This window comes from Nocardioides luteus, from assembly GCF_014648595.1.
Lineage (GTDB): Bacteria > Actinomycetota > Actinomycetes > Propionibacteriales > Nocardioidaceae > Nocardioides > Nocardioides luteus.
The window spans coordinates 323,072-339,665 of record NZ_BMRK01000002.1 but is presented as its reverse complement, the minus strand read 5'-3'; the positions used below and the strand labels follow the sequence as shown (position 1 = coordinate 339,665).

Sequence of the window (16,594 nt, the reverse complement as noted above, 5' to 3'; positions counted from 1 at the left end):
GCTGCGATGTCAGTGGTCTCGACAAGCTCGACCACCAGCGCGCCGACTGCGGTATCAGTGGTCTCGACAAGCTCGACCACCGAGTCGACGGTCACTTCTCACCTTGCTTGGCGAGCTCCTTGGCCGCCTCGAGGTAGCTCAGCGCACCCGGCGAGCCCGGGTCGTACGTCATCACCGTCTGGCCGAACGAAGGCGCCTCGGAGACGCGTACGGCGCGGGGGATGAAGGTGCGCATCACCGTGTCGCCGAAGTGCTCGCGCACCTCCTCAGCCACCTGCGAAGCGAGGCGGGTGCGCGCGTCGTACATCGTGATCAGCATCGAGGAGACCTTCAGCGACGGGTTCAGCGCGGCGCGCACCATCTCGACCGTCTTGAGGAGCTGGCCGAGACCCTCGAGCGCGTAGTACTCCGCCTGGATCGGGATCATCACCTCGGTGCTCGCGACGAGCGCGTTGACCGTGAGCAGGCCCAGGGAGGGCGGGCAGTCGATGAGCACGTAGTCCCAGCGGTCCTCCGCGTCGCCGACGCGAGGCGACTTGGCGAGCGCGGTCTTGAGCCGCTGCTCGCGGCCGCCCTCCTCGACGAGCTCGACCTCCGCGCCGGCCAGGTCGATCGTGGCAGGTACGAGCTCGAGCCCCTCGAGCTTCGGCACCGGCACCACGACGTCCTCGAGCGGAGCACCTTCGACCAGGACCTCGTACGTGCCCGGGGTGCCCTGGTAGTGATCGACGTCGAACGCGGTGCAGGCGTTGCCCTGTGGGTCGAGGTCGATGACCAAGACCTTCTGGCCCAGCTGGGCGAGCGCTGCCGCGATGTTCACCGTGGAGGTGGTCTTGCCGACGCCACCCTTCTGGTTGGCCGAGACGATCACGCGGGTGCGCGCCGGGCGCGGCATCGGCGGACGGTTGCTCGCCGCCCCGCGCGCCAAGAGCGTGTGCTCGGCAGCAGCGGCCAGCGGCGTCGTCTCTGCGGTGAAGTCGCTCTCGAAGGATGCGATGTCGCCGGCCGTACGGAGCCTGATCGACACCGGTTCGTCGGTTTCACGTGAAACGGAGTTCTGTGCGCTCTCGTCCTCGTACGGCATGTTTCCTCATCCTCCGTCGTCGGTGGTCGAGCCTGTCGAGACCACCACCCTGCATCCGAGATGTCGTGGTCTCGACAAGCTCGACCACCACTCAGCCGCGGCGCTTCTTCTTTCGCGATCCACCCGTGGACCTCTTCTGGCCGCCCTTTGGGACCGGCGGCCAATCTACCCGTGCGGGATCCGACCAAACCACCCGAACCGCGACAGTTGTCGTCTCCAAAACGTCAACACCGAGCTCCGAGACCGTCGGAGGCGCACAACCCCACTTCTTCAGTGCGGGCGCGGCCTCCTCGATCTCCCGCTCGATGCTCGACCCCTTCATCGCGACCAACGCGCCCGTCGGGACGACGAGCGGAAGCGACCAGTCGAGCAGCTTCTCCAGGCCGGCGACCGCACGCGAGGTCACCACGTCGAACCCGAGCTCGCCATGGAAGGCATCCGCCCTCCCTCGCAGCACCGTGACGTTGTCGAGCCCGAGGTCCTCGGAAACCTCTTCAAGGAAGGTCGTACGTCGCAGCAGGGGCTCGATCAGCGTGATCTGCAGATCGGGGCGAGCGATCGCGAGGACGATCCCAGGCAGTCCTGCGCCGGAGCCGATGTCCGCGACGGTCACCCCATGAGGGATCACCTCCCCCAGCACCGCGCAGTTGAGGATGTGCCGATCCCACAGCCGCGGCACCTCCCGCGGCCCGATCAGCCCCCGGACAACGCCAGCGTCCGCCAACCAGGCCGCGTACTTCTCCGCGAGCTCCAGCCGGTCCGCCGGAAACACCTTCGCAGCCCGTGGGTCCACGCCCTCTTCCTCGCTCACGCTCAAACTGTTTCACGTGAAACCGGCAAACCAGAACTCCGTGCCTGCCCGGTGGTCGAGCCTGTCGAGACCACGAGCCTGGCGACCCTCGTTCCGAGGAAGTCATCTCGACAAGCTCGATGACCGACCCCGGTGGTCGACCCTGCCGAGACCACGAGTCCCCCGAACCCCGGTGGTCGAGCCTGTCGAGACCACCATCCACGTGCCACCCCGAAGAGGTCTCGGCGAGCTCGACCTCCGGAGCGACGGAGACTGTCGGTGGTCGCACTCATGATGTGGGGATGGCTTACACCTACATGCTCCTCTGCTCCGACCGGTCTCTCTACGTCGGCAGCACGACCGACCTCGACTACCGCATGTCCCCGCACCGAGTCGGCCTCGGTGCGGAGTACACGCGATCACGCCTTCCGGTGCAGCTGGTCTGGTACGAGCAGTACGACAACGTCGCGCATGCCTACGAGAGGGAGAAACAGATTCAGAACTGGAGTCGTGCCAAGAGGATCGCGCTGATCCAGGGCCGCCTCGGCGACCTCCCTCGGCTCGCGAACACCTCGGCTACTCCTCACGACTGACTACGCCACCGCCTACTCATGCGTGTTCCAGACAGAGTCATCTCGACAAGCTCGATGACCGGGAGACGGTGGTCGAGCCTGTCGAGACCACGCCTCGACCCCCGTATGAGCAAGACATCTCGACAAGCTCGATGACCGGGAGACGGTGGTCGAGCCTGTCGAGACCACGCCTCGACCCCCGTATGAGCAAGACATCTCGACAAGCTCGATGACCGGGAGACGGTGGTCGAGCCTGTCGAGACCACGCCTCGACCCCCGTATGAGCAAGACATCTCGACAAGCTCGATGACCGGGAGACGGTGGTCGAGCCTGTCGAGACCACCAGCCAGTCGCCGCCCCGCCCAGTGGATTCAGGAGTCAACTCGACAAGCTCGATGTCCGGAGACGGTGGTCGAGCCTGTCGAGACCACTACGTGAACCCTCGGAGAGGTCTCGACAAGCTCGACCTCCCCCTTCCCGTTTCACGTGAAACCCACGAAAGAGAATCGCGCAGAAGAGCCCCACGGTGCGCTAAAGTCCGCGAGCAGCCTTGCGCGGGGATCTCATGCAACCGCGCACGCTGCTCGAACGTCTCAGTCGTAGAAGTCGCCTCGAGCGACACCCGCGGCCCGTGCGACCGGGCCTCCATTTCATGATCACGGAGCTGATGTGAACGTCCGTAGAACCCCGGTGGCGATCTTGCTGACCACCGTCCTCGCCCTGGGATTCTCCCTGGGCTCGATCGTGGCGCCGAGCGGCGCCCAGGCCAGCGCGCCTTCCACGTCCGTCGGGCAGATCGGGCTGCACGCGGCGTACAAGACCCTCTACAAGAAGGGCGCCACCGGCAAGGGGGTGCGCAGGATCCAGGCTCGCCTCAAGGAGCGCCACATCTACAAGGGTCGCGTCAGCGGCTACTACGGCAAGAAGACCGTCGGCGCTGTGAAGGCGTTCCAGCGCAACCAGCACCTGACGGTCACCGGCAAGGTCAACGAGCGCACCATGAAGCGCCTGCGGTCGCTGACCAAGACGCCGACCGACGCGAAGATGTACAACCTCGACAAGCGCTGCCTCACCGGTCGCGTGCTCTGCGTCGACAAGACCGACCGCAGGATGCGCTATGTACGCGGCGGCAAGATCGTGCGGGCGATGGACGCCCGCTTCGGCTGCTCGAACAACAAGTCCCGCGAGGGTGCGTTCAAGGTCTACCGCAAGAGCCGCAAGCACGTCTCGTCGATCTACCACACGCCCATGCCGTACGCGATGTTCTTCTCCGGCGGCCAGGCGGTGCACTACTCGGCCGACTTCGCCTCGCGCGGCTACAACGGCTGCTCCCACGGCTGCGTGAACGTCCGTAAGAAGAAGACCATCGCGTGGGTCTTCGACCAGATCCGCATCGGCGACCGCGTGGTCGTCTACCGGTCGTAGTCACCACGACAGACAGAGAACGCCCCCTGTGCCGGTCGGCACAGGGGGCGTTCCTCGTTGAGAGGCGCGAGGTCAGTCGGGGAGGACGACCACGTAGCGCCGGGGCTCGACGCCGGAGGATTCCGAGGTGAGGCCGGCGGCGGCGACGGCGTCGTGGACGACCTTCCGCTCGAACGGCGACATCGGCTTCAGGGAGACCGGCGCACCGGACTCCTTCACCTTCGCGACGGTCTCTTCGGCCAGCGCCATCAGCGTGGAGCGACGGTCGGCGCGGTAGCCGCCGATGTCGAGCATGAGGCGGGAGCGCTCGCCGGTCTCGCGGTAGACGGCGAGCCGGGTCAGCTCCTGCAGCGCGTCCAGGACCTCGCCGTGGCGGCCGACCAGCTGCTGCAGGTCGCCACCGACGATGGAGACCGCGGCACGGTCGCCCTCGACGTCCATGTCGAGGTCACCGTCGAGGTCGGCGATGTCGAGGAGCTCCTCGAGGTAGTCGGCCGCGATGTCACCCTCCTGCTCGAGCAGCTTGAGGCGTGCCTCGTCGGTGACCTCCGCGGCCTCGGCCACGGTCTCGCTCACGTCCTGAGTCGTCACTTGGTTCCCCCGTTCTTCTGGGTCGTGGAGCGACCGGCGCTGGTGCCGGCCTTCTTCCGCTGGCTCCGGGTCTGGTTCTTGGGCTGGGTGCGCTGGGCCGGACGCTTCTCGGTCGCCGCGTCGTTGGCCTCGGCGATGTCGATCTCCGCGTCGGTCAGGCCCTTCTTCTTACGCTTCTCGCGCTCGCGAGCCTGCTTGGCCTCGAACGCCGGCGTGCCGGGCGCGGGGTTGTTGCGGATCACGTAGAACTGCTGGCCCATCGTCCACAGGTTGGAGGAGGTCCAGTAGAGGATCGTTCCGACCGGGAAGGCGATACCACCGACGGCGAAGACGACGGGGAGCACGTAGAGGAGCAGCTTCTGCTGCTGGGCGTACTGACCGGTCATCGCGTCGGCCGGCATGTTCTTCGACATCAGCTGACGCTGGGTGAGAAAGGTGGTGGCGATCATCGCCACGACCAGGAACCCGGTCAGGATGCGCGTCGACATGTGGTCGGCGGTGGTGAACTGGTCCGAGAGCAGCGAGCCCAGCCAGGTCGAGGTGGCGAACTCGTGCGCCGCCGCGTCGGTCAGGAAGCCCTTCCCCCGACCGTCCGAGGCGTGCTCCAGCATCCGGAACAGCACGAAGAAGATCGGCATCTGCAGCAGCAGCGGCAGGCAGGACGCGAACGGGTTGGTGCCCGAGTCCTTGTAGAGCTTCATGGTCTCGTTGGCGAGCTTCTCGCGGTCGTGACCGTACTTCTTCTGCAGCTCCTTGACCTTCGGCTGCAGCAGCTGCATGTTCCGGCTGGAGTTGATCTGCTTGACGAACAGCGGGATCAGCATCGCGCGGATGGTGACGGTCAGGCCGACGATGGCCAGCGCCCACTGCCAGCCCTCAGACGGGACGACGTACGAGAACGCCTTCTGCCAGACGAGCAGAATGCCCGAGATGGCGTAGTACAGCGGTGTTGCGATCCATCCGAACAGATCGCCTATGGCTCCCACGGATCAGGCTCCTCGGGTTGGGGCGTCCGCTTGCACGGACGTGGTCTTCAGGGTCTTCACATTCTCGGGTGAAGGCACGGGGTCGAAGCCCCGGGTCTTCGCCCAGGGGACGCAGCGGGCCAGACGGCGTGCCGTCAGCCAGCTCCCGCGCCAGGGGCCGTGCGTCTTGACGGCCTCGAGGCCGTACGCCGAGCACGACGGGTAGTAGCGGCAGACGTCGCCGTAGAGCGGGCTGATGAGGGTCCGCCACACGTGGAGCAGCCCGACCAGGACCGCCCCGATCAGGTGGTCGAGCTTGTCGAGACCACCACGTACGACGCGGACAGCTGCACTCATCGGAGCACCCGCTCCAGGCAGCGCCGCAGATCAGCGCCCAGCGCGTCGTAGTCGGCGTCGGCGGCTGCGGGAAGTGCACGGACCACAAGCACAGCAGAGCCCGGGAGTCCGCTCAGGGACTCCCGGGCCTGATGACGCAGTCTGCGCTTCACGCGATTCCGGACGACGGCCGGACCGACGGCCTTGCTCACCACGAAGCCCACCTGCGGCTCGGTCGGGAGGTCGGCACGATCGCCGGACCCCGGGACGAGGAGGTGGACCACCAGGCTCTTCGAGCCCGCGCGCTTGCCTCGTCGTACCGCTTCTTTGAAGCCCGACGAATCGACCAGTCGGTGGCGACGTGGCAGCACGCGCGTGGTGGCTGAGGCCGGGGCCTCAGACGGTCAGGCTCTTGCGACCCTTGCGGCGGCGCGTCGCGAGGATGGCACGGCCGGCACGGGTGCGCATGCGCAGGCGGAAACCGTGCGTCTTGTGACGGCGGCGGTTGTTCGGCTGGTAAGTACGCTTGCTCACGGGTGCTTCCTTAGTTGTGTGGGGCCGGCTGCTCGTCCGGCTGGGTCTGATGTGGTCGCCCTCGGGGGTTCCAAGCGGGCCGATTCAACAAGCACCGCCCGTCCGCGCCCCAGCGACCGGGGCGTGGACATGCGGCACCCGTAGACCGGGCGACCTAGCAACGGTACGTGGACGGCGAAACCAGGGTCAAACTCACGCCCTATCACACCCCTGTGATTATCCCTCATCCTGTGGAGGACGGGTTGCCCGCCACCCTCGCCTGCCGGTAGTTTCGTCCTCTACCGAGGTTTCCCTGCACATCGTCAGGAGCATCGGCCGCATTCGGGGGGATGCCACCCTGGGATTCCATTTTCCCATCTGACCTGCCGAAACGGCTGGATTCTCGAGAGCGGCGACGTGTCTCGGCTGGTCTCCGATGCCTACATTCGGGGATGCTCCACAGCTTGTGGAAAAGTCTGTGGAGGATGTAGACCAGACCGCTGCATCAATCCAGGCTGCATCAACACCAGACCATCACCCGAGCCATCAGGGAAGGCAGGAACCTGTGGAGCACTCCGGCCTAGCGCCAGAACCACAGCCAGATCTCCAGTCCGCATGGACGCGGGTGGTCGCCGAGCTCCCGCCGAACCAGCGAGCCTGGCTCCGCGACAGCGAGCCGCTGACTCTTCACGGGTCGACCGCGATCGTCGAGGTCCCCAACGACTTCACCCGCAACCAGATCGAGGGCCGCCTGCGCGGATCCCTGGAGAAGTCGCTGGGCGAGATCTTCCACAAGGAGATCCGCATCGCGGTGACGGTGAACCCCGACCTCGACGTCACGCCCGACCCCGACACCCAGGCGATCCTGATCTCCGAGCGCGAGATCGCCGCGGCCGACGCCGCAGCGGCGGCCGCCCTCCAGCAGCAGAACGCCTTCCCCAACCAGTCGGCGTTCCCGCACCAGTCCGTCTATCCGCCGTCCTCTCCCGGCCTGATCTCCGGCGTCCCGCCGGCGAACACCCCTCACGAGGACGCGCCCGCTGCATACGCCCCGCCGCAGGCGCCCATCGCGCCGCCGCCCGCGCAGCAGCCGGCCCCGCCTGCCGGCCACGAGGACGTACGTCCTGGATACGGCGATTTGTCGACAAATCCCCCGCCGCAGGTGGCGCCCGTCGAGGAGCCGGTCCCGCCGCGCCCGCTGGTCCCCGGGCCGCCGACGCGGCCCAGCGAGCCCAGCCACAACGTCCTCGAGACCCGGCTGAACCCGAAGTACACCTTCGAGACCTTCGTCATCGGCTCCTCGAACCGGTTCCCGCACGCGGCCGCGGTCGCGGTGAGCGAGGCGCCGGGCAAGGCCTACAACCCGCTGCTCGTCTACGGGGAGTCCGGTCTCGGCAAGACCCACCTGCTGCACGCGATCGGTCACTACGTACGCAGCCTCTACTCCGGGGCGAAGGTGCGCTACGTCAGCTCCGAGGAGTTCACCAACGAGTTCATCAACGCGATCCGCGACGACCGCCAGGACCGGTTCAAACGTCGCTACCGCGACGTTGACGTACTACTGATCGATGACATCCAGTTCTTGGAGGGGAAGACACAGACGCAGGAGGAGTTCTTCCACACCTTCAACACGCTCCACAACGCCAACAAGCAGATCGTGCTCACCTCCGACCGCCCGCCCAAGCGGCTCGAGGCGCTGGAGGACCGGCTCCGCAACCGGTTCGAGTGGGGTCTGATCACCGACGTCCAGCCGCCCGACATCGAGACCCGCATCGCGATCCTCCGTAAGAAGGCGGCAATGGAGCGGCTCACCGCGCCGCCGGACGTGCTCGAGTTCATCGCGAGCAAGATCCAGACCAACATCCGCGAGCTCGAGGGTGCGCTGATCCGGGTCACGGCCTTCGCGAACCTCAACCGCCAGGACGTCGACCTGACCCTGGCCGAGATCGTGCTCAAGGACCTGATCCCCGAGGGCGGCGAGCCCGAGATCACCGCCGGCCTGATCATCGCCCAGACCGCTGCCTACTTCGGGCTCTCGATCGACGAGCTCACCGGACCCTCGCGCGGACGCCACCTGGTCATGGCCCGTCAGATCGCCATGTATCTGTGTCGTGAGCTCACCGAGGACTCCCTGCCCAAGATCGGCAAGCACTTCGGCGGCCGCGACCACACGACCGTGATGTACGCCGAGCGCAAGATCAACCAGCTCCTCGCCGAGCGCAGGGCGGTCTTCAACCAGGTCTCCGAGCTCACCAACCGCGTCAAGATGCAGGCGCGTCAGGGCTAACCGGAAGACGTACGCAGCACGACCACACCGGTGGTCGAGCTCGTCGAGACACCAGACCGTGACTCACGGCGTGGTCTCGACGGGCTCGGCCACCGGTTGCTTTTGCTCCCGAAGGGACCGGGGCACGAGGGCGCTCGTCCGCGTTGTGGGATTTCGAAAACCCACAGGCCGAGATTTCCCAGGTTGTCCACAGCCCACAGGCTGGGTGAAACCTGTGGAGAACCGGCCGTTCAAATGGGATGGAAAAGGGGATGGCCTGTGCACAAAACACCGAAACGTGCCGACGACTCTCCACAGCCCACAGTGACGTGCGTCATTTCAGCAACGCGTCCACACCCCCTGTGGATTCACATTTTATGGAGTGAACTGCGAAAACTCGCGTCATCCACATTTCCCACAGATGCTCTTACAACGTACCCAACTATTTACGTCCATGGATCCTCGGTGAAATTCCACGAACGCCCTTCCCTGGGGACAACTCGATCCACGAGCCGAGTCCACAGACGGGCCTGTGCAGAGCCACCAGGCCTGAGCGCTTACCGGTTGTCGGCGGTCCGTGGCAGGATGCGTACTCCAGGTCATGTCAACGCGGGGGCGTTCCGGAACCGGTGGCGTCTTCCCCGGAGGTTCAAGCACAGCCCGGACCGCATGTCTGCAAACGCCCCGATGTCGAGCTAGAAGAAGGACAGGTCATCGTGAAGTTCCGCGTCGACCGCGACGTGTTCGCGGATGCCGTCGCCTGGGCTGCCCGCAGCCTTCCGGTCCGCCCCAGCACCCCGGTGCTCTCAGGTCTCCTCATCGAGGCGGGTCACGAGGGCCTCGTGCTCTCGACCTTCGACTACGAGACCTCCGCGCGGGCGACGCTCTCGGCCGAGGTCGCCGACGAGGGGAAGGCACTGGTCTCAGGCAAGCTGCTCGCCGACATCTGTCGCAGCCTCCCGGCCAAGCCGGTCGAGATGGTGACCGACGGCGCGCGCGTCTCGCTCACGTGCGGGAGCGCTCGGTTCAGCCTCCAGACCATGCCGGTCGAGGACTACCCGACGCTGCCGGAGATGCCGACCGCGGCCGGCACCGTGAAGTCGGAGCTCTTCGCCCACGCCGTCGCCCAGGCCGTCACCGCGGCCGGCCGCGACGACATGCTGCCGGTGCTGACCGGCGTGCGGCTCGAGATCGAGGGCTCCACGATCTCGCTGCTCGCCACCGACCGCTTCCGGCTCTCCCACCGCGAGCTCGAGTGGAACCCGGCGACCCCCGACGAGAGCATGGCCGCGCTGGTGCCGGCCAAGGTCCTCGGCGACACCGCCAAGTCGCTCACCAGCGGCAGCGAGGTCACCCTCGCGCTCTCCACCACCGGCACCGGTGAGGGGATCATCGGCTTCGAGGGCGCGGCCGCCGGCGGCGTACGTCGCACCACGACGCGCCTGCTCGACGGCGAGTTCCCGAAGGTGCGCAGCCTCTTCCCGGCCGAGCACCTCACCACCGCGCTGGTCGACAAGGCCTCGCTGGTCGAGTCGGTCAAGCGCGTCGCCCTGGTCGCCGAGCGCAACACCGCGGTGCAGATGGTCTTCGACGACGGGGTGCTCACCCTCGACGCCGGCTCCGGCGACGAGGCGCAGGCCTCCGAGTCGATCGAGGCGACCATGGAGGGCGAGGGGCTGACCACCGGGTTCAACCCGCAGTTCCTCCTCGACGGTCTGCAGGCCATCGACGAACAGGTCGTCCAGCTCGCCTTCACCCAGGCTCCGAAACCGGTCGTGATCAGCGGCAAGCCGGCCGAGGGTGGCGAGGACCCGGGCTTCCGCTACCTGCTGATGCCACGTCGTCTGCTTTCCTGATGTCGGGCGGTGGTCGAGCTTGTCGAGACCACCTGTCGCGCACGGAGGGTGGTCTCGACAAGCTCGACCACCGAATGCTTTCGAGAGGAAATTCGCCATGCACATCGGACTCGTCGGTCTCGGCAAGATGGGTGGCAACATGCGCACCCGGATGCGGGAGGCCGGTCTCACCGTCGTCGGATACGACCGCAACCCCGACCTCGCCGACGTGGCGAGCCTGGCCGAGATGGTCGAGGCGCTGCCTTCGCCGAAGGTCGTCTGGGTGATGGTGCCGGCCGGCGACCCGACCCGCTCCACCATCGAGGAGCTCAAGGGGCTGCTCGGCGAGGGCGACGTGGTCGTCGACGGCGGCAACTCGAAATACACCGACGACGCCAAGAACGCCGCCAACCTGGCCGAGAAGGGCATCGGCTTCGTCGACTGCGGTGTCTCCGGTGGTGTCTGGGGTCTCCAGAACGGCTACGCGCTGATGTACGGCGGATCCGACGAGGACGCCGCCAAGGTGATGCCGGCCTTCGAGGCGCTCAAGCCGTCGGGCACCGAGGACGGCCTGGTCCACTGCGGCACCACGCCCGGCGCCGGCCACTTCTCGAAGATGGTCCACAACGGCATCGAGTACGCCATGATGCAGGCCTACGCCGAGGGCTGGGAGCTCCTCGACAAGGTCGACATCGTCGACAACGTCCCGGAGATCTTCGCCTCGTGGCGCACCGGCACCGTCGTACGCTCCTGGCTGCTCGACCTGCTGGTCGACCAGCTGCGCGCCGACGAGCACCTCGACAAGATCAAGGGCTACGCCGACGACTCCGGTGAGGGCCGGTGGACCGTCGAGGCCGCGATCGAGAACGCCGTGCCGATGCCGGCGATCTCGGCGTCGCTGTTCGCGCGGTTCGTCTCCCGGCAGGAGGACGACCACGCGATGAAGGCGATCGCCGCGATGCGCAACGGGTTCGGTGGGCATGCGGTGATCTCGGAGTCGGAGGCCTGATCCGCGTCGGGGTCGGGTCTGGTGGTCTCGACAGGCTCGACCACCGGTTCATGGCGTGCTCGACAGGCTCGACCACCGGTTCCACCTAGATTGCGGGGATGGCTCCGGTGAGGGTGAGGGCCAGGCGGACGGTGCCGTAGGCCAGGAAGAGACCGAAGAGGCCGAGGACGATCGGGTTCTTCACGAGCTCGTCCAGGTCGGCGGGGCGCCGGCGGCCGAACCGGGCGCGTGCGGTGATCACGGTCAGCGCGACGACCGCGACGATGAGCACCGGACCGAACCAGTTGCTGGCCAGGGCGGAGCCGAGGTCGCCGTGCATCAGGTAGACCCACGAACGGGTCAGGCCGCAGCCGGGGCAGGGAAGCCCGGTGAGGAAGCGGAACGGGCAGAGGATCGGGCCGTCCTCGATGCCGCCGGCCGGCAGCAGGGCCGCGACCGCCAGCCCGCCGACGCCGAGGGCGGCGGTGACCTCCGTGGAGCTCACCGCCGCGACACGTCGCCGCAGGTCAGGCGAGGGGTTTGCCGTCGACATCCGGGAACTTTCGCACGCAGACGAGGATGATGTCCACGATCGTCCAGATCCCGAACCCACCGCAGCTGATCAGCTTGACGATGCCCAGGCCGATCTGGCCCACGTAGAACCGGTCCACGCCCAGGGACCCGAGGAAGATCGACAGCAGCAGAGTGATCAGCCACTCCCGGCTCGAGAAGACGTTCGGGATCTGTTTCACGGGAAACCACTGCTGGTCGGTGCCGAGGCTGGCCGGCGTGTCCGCCTTGATCTGACCGGCAGCGGCCATCTGGGCGAGCTGCTGGACCGGGTAGGGGCCGTGGACCTGGCCCATCACCGACAGGTAGAAAGGCCCGGCGGGCGCACCGAAGGCGGGTTGACCTGGAGGCGGCCCGTAAGGGTTGGGAGACTGGGTCATGCAGGAACCTTAAAGACTCGCGCCGAACGACGCAGCACCGAGAGAGGAAACACGATGTACGTCTCGCACCTCTCGCTGCACGACTTCCGTTCCTACCCGACCGTCGAGGTCCCGCTCGAAGCCGGCGTGACCGCCTTCGTCGGGCGCAACGGCCAGGGCAAGACCAACCTGGTCGAGGCGATCGACTACCTCTCCCGGCTCCAGTCCCACCGCGTCGCCAGCGACGCCCCGCTGGTCCGGGCCGGTGCGGACCAGGCGGTCGTACGCGCCGCGGTGGTGCGCGACGGCCGTACCGCCACGCTGGAGGTCGAGATCAACGCCGGCCGCGCCAACAAGGCCCGGATCAACCGGAGCCCGCTCCCCCGCACCCGCGACCTGGTCGGCCTGGTCCGCACCGTCGTCTTCTCCCCCGAGGACCTGACGCTGGTCAAGGGCGACCCCTCCGACCGGCGCCGCTTCCTCGACGACCTGATGATCCTGCGCGCCCCGCGGCTGGCAGGGGTACGCAGCGACTACGACCGCGTCCTCAAGCAGCGCAACTCGCTCCTCAAGACCGCCGGTCTCGCCCGAGGCTCTGCCCGCGAGGGCGCCCTGGCCACCCTGGCCGTCTGGGACGACCACCTCGCCACCATCGGTGCCGAGATCCTCGCCCAGCGGCTCTCCCTGGTCGAGGCGCTGAGGCCGTACGTCGGCAAGGCCTACGAGACCGTCGCCCGAGGCGCCAGCCGGGATGACGCCGAGATCACCTATAGATCGGTGGTCGAGCCGGTGGTCGAGCCTGTCGAGACCACGACCCCGACCCAGGAGTCCCTCCGCGAGGCGATCCTCGCCGAGCTCGCCCGCCGCCAGAAGGACGAGCTCGACCGCGGCATCAGCCTGGTCGGCCCCCACCGCGACGACCTGCTGCTCTTCCTCGGCCACGGTGCAGGCGCGGAGCGCCTCCCGGTGAAGGGCTACGCGAGCCATGGTGAGTCCTGGTCGTTCGCGCTGGCTCTCCGACTGGCTGCGTACGACCTGCTGCGCGCCGACGGCGACGACCCGATCCTGATCCTCGACGACGTCTTCGCCGAGCTCGACAGCCAGCGCCGGGTGCAGCTGGCGGAGCTGGTCGCCGACGCCGAGCAGGTGCTGGTGACCGCCGCGGTCCCCGAGGACGTACCCGAAGCGCTCGCGGGCGCCCGCTACCACGTCACCGCAGGTGAGGTGACCCGCGGTGAGTGACGACCCTGAGGTGGTCGAGCCTGGCGAGACCACTGCCGAGGAAGAGGATCAGGAGAAACGTCCCGACGGCCTCGACCTCGCCCGCTCCCTGACCCGAGCCACCGCCAACATGCCCGCGCCGAAGGCGAGCCCGAAGCGCCGCCGCAAGTCTCCGGGCCTCTCGCCCGGCTCGACCACGCGCCGCGGTGCCGTCTCCGGTGCCCGCCCCGACGACCGCGACCCCCAGCTCATCGACTCGGTGGTGAGCCGGATGGTCGACGACCACGGCTGGGACACCTCGCTGCGCGTCCACGGGGTGATGGCGCGCTGGCCCGACATCGTCGGCGAGGAGATCGCCGACCACACCACCCCGGAGTCGTACGCCGACGGCAAGCTCTCCGTGCGCACCGACTCGACCGCCTGGGCGACCCAGCTCAAGCTGCTGGCGCCCACCCTGGTGAAGCGGCTCAACGAGGAGCTGGGCCACGGCACCGTCCTGGTCATCGAGGTGCTCGGCCCGCATCTGCCGACGTGGAAGAAGGGCCCGCGCGGACTCCGCGACGGCCGCGGACCCCGCGACACGTACGGCTGAGCCTGAGAACGACGGCGGATGAACAGATGTTCGAGGCGCGATGTCTGAGCTGCGATCTGCCGCTCTGAGCGCACCGTGAACGTATAGGGACTCACCGAGCACCCTGCCGAGCGCGCAGAGACACCGTCACGAGACGCACAGACGCTCATTTCGATCACAGTTCCCCCTCAGGGAACGCCGCGTGCGTGGAATCCGGCGTTCTACGGGGTAACATAGGAGTTGGGTCGATCGCCGTAGGTTCCACTTCCCCGGAGCTGGTCGGCCCGTTGCATGCCCGACCGACACCACGTCCGTATCCGGACCGAAATGACAGGTGGATCGCACCGGTGACCGCTGCCGACCAGACGACTCCTACGCCGGACGACAAGACCGCAGACGGAGTCGCATACGACGCGTCTGCCATCCAGGTTCTCGAAGGACTCGAAGCGGTCCGCAAACGACCCGGTATGTATATCGGGTCGACCGGCGCCCGCGGCCTGCACCACCTGATCTGGGAGATCGTGGACAACGCGGTCGACGAGGCCCTCGCCGGCTACTGCGACACGATCAAGGTGACGCTGCGCGAGGACGGCTGGGTGAGCGTCTCCGACAACGGTCGAGGCATCCCGACCGACACCGCCGCCGGCCAGGACATCCCGGCCGCGACCCTGGCGCTGACCGTGCTGCACGCCGGTGGAAAGTTCGGTGGCGGCGGCTACAAGGTCTCCGGTGGTCTGCACGGCGTCGGCTCCTCCGTGGTGAACGCGCTCTCCTCGAAGCTCCACATGGAGATCAAGAACCGGGGCCGGCTGTGGGAGCAGGAGTTCACGAAGGGCGTACCCGACTACGACCTCCGTGAGGTGCGCGAGCTCGAGGACGGTGAGCGCACCGGCACGACGATCTCCTGGAACGCCTCCGACGACATCTTCGAGTCGACCGAATACAACCTCGAGACCATCTCGAGCCACTTCCGCGAGACCGCGTTCCTCAACAAGGGGCTGCGGATCGAGCTGCGCGACGAGCGTCCGCAGGCCTCCGCGATCGCCGAGGCCGTCGAGGACGGCACGATCGAGAACGACACCGACAACGCCGACGAGCTGCACGGCACCGGCAACGGTGAGCGGGTGCTCGAGCAGTCCTTCTACTACGAGCGCGGCCTGGCCGACTACGTCGACCACCTCAACAAGCGGAAGACGCCGGTCTCCAGCATCATCGCGTTCGAGGCGGAGACCGACGAGAAGGCGCCCAACCCGATGAGCGTCGAGATCGCGATGCAATGGCAGGCCTCCTCCTACAACGAGTCGGTCCACACCTTCGCCAACACGGTCAACACCCCCGGCGGCGGCACCCACGAAGAGGGCTTCCGCGCCGCGCTCACCACCCTGGTCAACCGCTGGGGCGAGGAGTGGGGTCTGATCAAGAAGAAGGAGGACCGGCTCACCGGTGACGACATCCGCGAGGGTCTCACCGCGATCATCTCGGTGAAGATCGGCGAGCCGCAGTTCGAGGGTCAGACCAAAGACAAGCTCGGCAACACCGAGGTCAAGGGCTTCGTGCAGGGCGCGGTCAACGACGAGCTCGGCGCCTGGCTGGAGCAGAACCCGGCCGAGGGCAAGGAGGTCATCCGCAAGTCGATGGCCGCCGCGTCTGCGCGGATCGCGGCCCGCAAGGCCCGCGACCTGGCCCGTAACCGCAAGGGCATCGGCGGTGGCGGCGGCCTCCCCGGCAAGCTGGCCGACTGCCAGTCGACCAACCCCGAAGAGTGCGAGATCTTCATCGTCGAGGGTGACTCCGCGGGTGGTTCGGCGAAGTCCGGTCGCGACCCGCGCATCCAGGCGATCCTCCCGATCCGAGGCAAGATCCTCAACGTCGAGAAGGCGCGGATCGACAAGGTGCTCGCCAACCAGGAGGTGCAGGCGATCATCTCCGCGCTCGGCACCGGCGTCCACGACGACTTCGACATCAACCGGCTGCGCTACCACAAGATCGTGATGATGGCCGACGCCGACGTCGACGGTCACCACATCAACACGCTGCTGCTGACGCTGCTGTTCCGGTTCATGAAGCCGCTGATCGAGCAGGGCTACGTCTACCTCGCCCAGCCGCCGCTCTACCGCCTGCGCTGGAACAAGCCCGCCGAGCACGAGTTCGTCTACTCCGACGCCGAGCGTGACGCGCTCATGCGCGACGGTCTGGAGCAGGGCAAGAAGCTCCCCAAGGAGAACCCGGTCCAGCGCTACAAGGGTCTGGGCGAGATGAACGCCGACGAGCTGTGGGAGACCACGATGGACCCGAGCCAGCGACTGCTGCTCCAGGTCACCCTCGAGGACGCCGCCCACGCCGACGAGATCTTCTCCATCCTCATGGGTGAGGACGTCGCCGAGCGACGCTCCTTCATCCAGCGCAACGCCAAGGACGTCCGATTCCTCGACATCTGAGGAGTGACGAGCGCAAGCGAGGAGCCCCGCAATGATGTCGATATGGCCGAGTTATCTGAGTCTCGCCGAG

Annotated in this window: 17 protein-coding genes; 8 read left to right on the top strand and 9 right to left on the bottom strand. The window is 67.3% G+C overall.

The genetic code is table 11. From position 1 onward, the window contains the following. Positions 1 to 91 precede the first annotated feature (91 nt). Together IEY81_RS04060 and rsmG are read right to left on the bottom strand one after the other, a co-directional pair. The gene (locus IEY81_RS04060) at positions 92 to 895 is read right to left on the bottom strand and encodes a ParA family protein (RefSeq protein WP_189117259.1); all 804 of its coding nucleotides are present in this window, start codon (positions 893 to 895) and stop codon (positions 92 to 94) included. Positions 896 to 1,175: 280 nt separating this feature from the next. Continuing rightward, entirely contained in the window at positions 1,176 to 1,895 is a 720-nt protein-coding gene (gene rsmG, locus IEY81_RS04055) for a 16S rRNA (guanine(527)-N(7))-methyltransferase RsmG (RefSeq protein ID WP_229787316.1), read from the bottom strand. Positions 1,896 to 2,176: 281 nt separating this feature from the next. Between rsmG and IEY81_RS04050 the strand changes: the two genes are divergently transcribed. After that, the gene (locus tag IEY81_RS04050) at positions 2,177 to 2,467 is read left to right on the top strand and encodes a GIY-YIG nuclease family protein (protein ID WP_189117161.1); all 291 of its coding nucleotides are present in this window, start codon (positions 2,177 to 2,179) and stop codon (positions 2,465 to 2,467) included. Between the two features lie 648 nt (positions 2,468 to 3,115). Further along, the gene (locus IEY81_RS04045) at positions 3,116 to 3,871 is read left to right on the top strand and encodes a L,D-transpeptidase family protein (protein WP_229787314.1); all 756 of its coding nucleotides are present in this window, start codon (positions 3,116 to 3,118) and stop codon (positions 3,869 to 3,871) included. Between the two features lie 72 nt (positions 3,872 to 3,943). On the opposite strand, the gene IEY81_RS04040 is transcribed toward IEY81_RS04045, so the two are convergent. The 5 genes from IEY81_RS04040 to rpmH are packed head-to-tail and all read right to left on the bottom strand — an operon-like array spanning position 3,944 to position 6,297. Beyond that, on the bottom strand, positions 3,944 to 4,462 hold the full coding sequence (locus IEY81_RS04040; RefSeq protein ID WP_444544143.1) for a Jag family protein: 519 nt from the start codon (positions 4,460 to 4,462) through the stop codon (positions 3,944 to 3,946). Continuing rightward, on the bottom strand, positions 4,459 to 5,448 hold the full coding sequence (gene yidC / locus IEY81_RS04035; RefSeq protein ID WP_189117159.1) for a membrane protein insertase YidC: 990 nt from the start codon (positions 5,446 to 5,448) through the stop codon (positions 4,459 to 4,461). Before yidC ends, IEY81_RS04040 begins: the two co-directional genes overlap by 4 nt. Positions 5,449 to 5,451: 3 nt before the next feature. Next, positions 5,452 to 5,784: a membrane protein insertion efficiency factor YidD gene (gene yidD / locus IEY81_RS04030; RefSeq protein WP_189117158.1), complete on the bottom strand. Its 333-nt coding sequence runs from the start codon at positions 5,782 to 5,784 to the stop codon at positions 5,452 to 5,454. Continuing rightward, positions 5,781 to 6,134 (bottom strand): ribonuclease P protein component, encoded by a 354-nt coding sequence (rnpA, locus tag IEY81_RS04025; RefSeq protein ID WP_189117157.1) that lies wholly within the window; start codon positions 6,132 to 6,134, stop codon positions 5,781 to 5,783. Before rnpA ends, yidD begins: the two co-directional genes overlap by 4 nt. A gap of 25 nt (positions 6,135 to 6,159) precedes the next feature. Beyond that, positions 6,160 to 6,297 carry a 50S ribosomal protein L34 gene (rpmH, locus tag IEY81_RS04020; RefSeq protein ID WP_141778545.1) on the bottom strand — a complete coding sequence of 46 codons (138 nt, stop codon included), beginning with the start codon at positions 6,295 to 6,297 and terminating at the stop codon, positions 6,160 to 6,162. A gap of 415 nt (positions 6,298 to 6,712) precedes the next feature. Between rpmH and dnaA the strand changes: the two genes are divergently transcribed. The 3 genes from dnaA to gnd all read left to right on the top strand — a co-directional run bounded on the left by dnaA (position 6,713) and on the right by gnd (position 11,386). Then, positions 6,713 to 8,563: a chromosomal replication initiator protein DnaA gene (dnaA, locus tag IEY81_RS04015; protein ID WP_373292213.1), complete on the top strand. Its 1,851-nt coding sequence runs from the start codon at positions 6,713 to 6,715 to the stop codon at positions 8,561 to 8,563. Positions 8,564 to 9,258: 695 nt separating this feature from the next. After that, a complete protein-coding gene (dnaN, locus tag IEY81_RS04010; protein WP_189117155.1) occupies positions 9,259 to 10,398 on the top strand; it encodes a DNA polymerase III subunit beta in 1,140 nt (379 codons plus the stop codon). Positions 10,399 to 10,417: 19 nt separating this feature from the next. Next, positions 10,418 to 11,386, top strand: a complete 969-nt coding sequence (gnd, locus tag IEY81_RS04005; protein ID WP_268244484.1) for a phosphogluconate dehydrogenase (NAD(+)-dependent, decarboxylating) — start codon at positions 10,418 to 10,420, stop codon at positions 11,384 to 11,386. Between the two features lie 85 nt (positions 11,387 to 11,471). Here the strand turns inward: gnd and IEY81_RS24050 are convergent, their stop codons facing one another. Both IEY81_RS24050 and IEY81_RS03995 read right to left on the bottom strand, forming a co-directional pair. Further along, positions 11,472 to 11,870 carry a DUF2752 domain-containing protein gene (locus IEY81_RS24050; RefSeq protein ID WP_229787312.1) on the bottom strand — a complete coding sequence of 133 codons (399 nt, stop codon included), beginning with the start codon at positions 11,868 to 11,870 and terminating at the stop codon, positions 11,472 to 11,474. A 22-nt stretch (positions 11,871 to 11,892) separates the two neighbouring features. Next, a complete protein-coding gene (locus tag IEY81_RS03995; RefSeq protein WP_189117153.1) occupies positions 11,893 to 12,315 on the bottom strand; it encodes an NINE protein in 423 nt (140 codons plus the stop codon). A 54-nt stretch (positions 12,316 to 12,369) separates the two neighbouring features. Between IEY81_RS03995 and recF the strand changes: the two genes are divergently transcribed. The 3 genes from recF (at position 12,370) to gyrB (ending at position 16,524) form a co-directional block, all read left to right on the top strand. Next, positions 12,370 to 13,536 (top strand): DNA replication/repair protein RecF, encoded by a 1,167-nt coding sequence (recF, locus tag IEY81_RS03990; protein ID WP_189117152.1) that lies wholly within the window; start codon positions 12,370 to 12,372, stop codon positions 13,534 to 13,536. Beyond that, a complete protein-coding gene (locus IEY81_RS03985; protein WP_229787310.1) occupies positions 13,529 to 14,107 on the top strand; it encodes a DciA family protein in 579 nt (192 codons plus the stop codon). Before recF ends, IEY81_RS03985 begins: the two co-directional genes overlap by 8 nt. Before the next feature lie 326 nt (positions 14,108 to 14,433). Next, positions 14,434 to 16,524, top strand: coding sequence for a DNA topoisomerase (ATP-hydrolyzing) subunit B (gene gyrB, locus IEY81_RS03980; protein ID WP_189117151.1), 2,091 nt, complete (start codon positions 14,434 to 14,436; stop codon positions 16,522 to 16,524). Positions 16,525 to 16,594 lie beyond the last annotated feature (70 nt).

Excerpts from the sequence above, each read along its gene's own strand:
- IEY81_RS04060 (WP_189117259.1), bottom strand. The coding sequence starts at position 895 with ATGCCGCGCCCGGCGCGCACCCGCGTGATCGTCTCGGCCAACCAGAAG.
- IEY81_RS04050 (WP_189117161.1), top strand. The coding sequence starts at position 2,177 with ATGGCTTACACCTACATGCTCCTCTGCTCCGACCGGTCTCTCTACGTC.
- yidD (WP_189117158.1), bottom strand. The coding sequence starts at position 5,784 with ATGAGTGCAGCTGTCCGCGTCGTACGTGGTGGTCTCGACAAGCTCGAC.
- dnaA (WP_373292213.1), top strand. The coding sequence starts at position 6,713 with ATGCCTACATTCGGGGATGCTCCACAGCTTGTGGAAAAGTCTGTGGAG.
- IEY81_RS03995 (WP_189117153.1), bottom strand. The coding sequence starts at position 12,315 with ATGACCCAGTCTCCCAACCCTTACGGGCCGCCTCCAGGTCAACCCGCC.
- recF (WP_189117152.1), top strand. The coding sequence starts at position 12,370 with ATGTACGTCTCGCACCTCTCGCTGCACGACTTCCGTTCCTACCCGACC.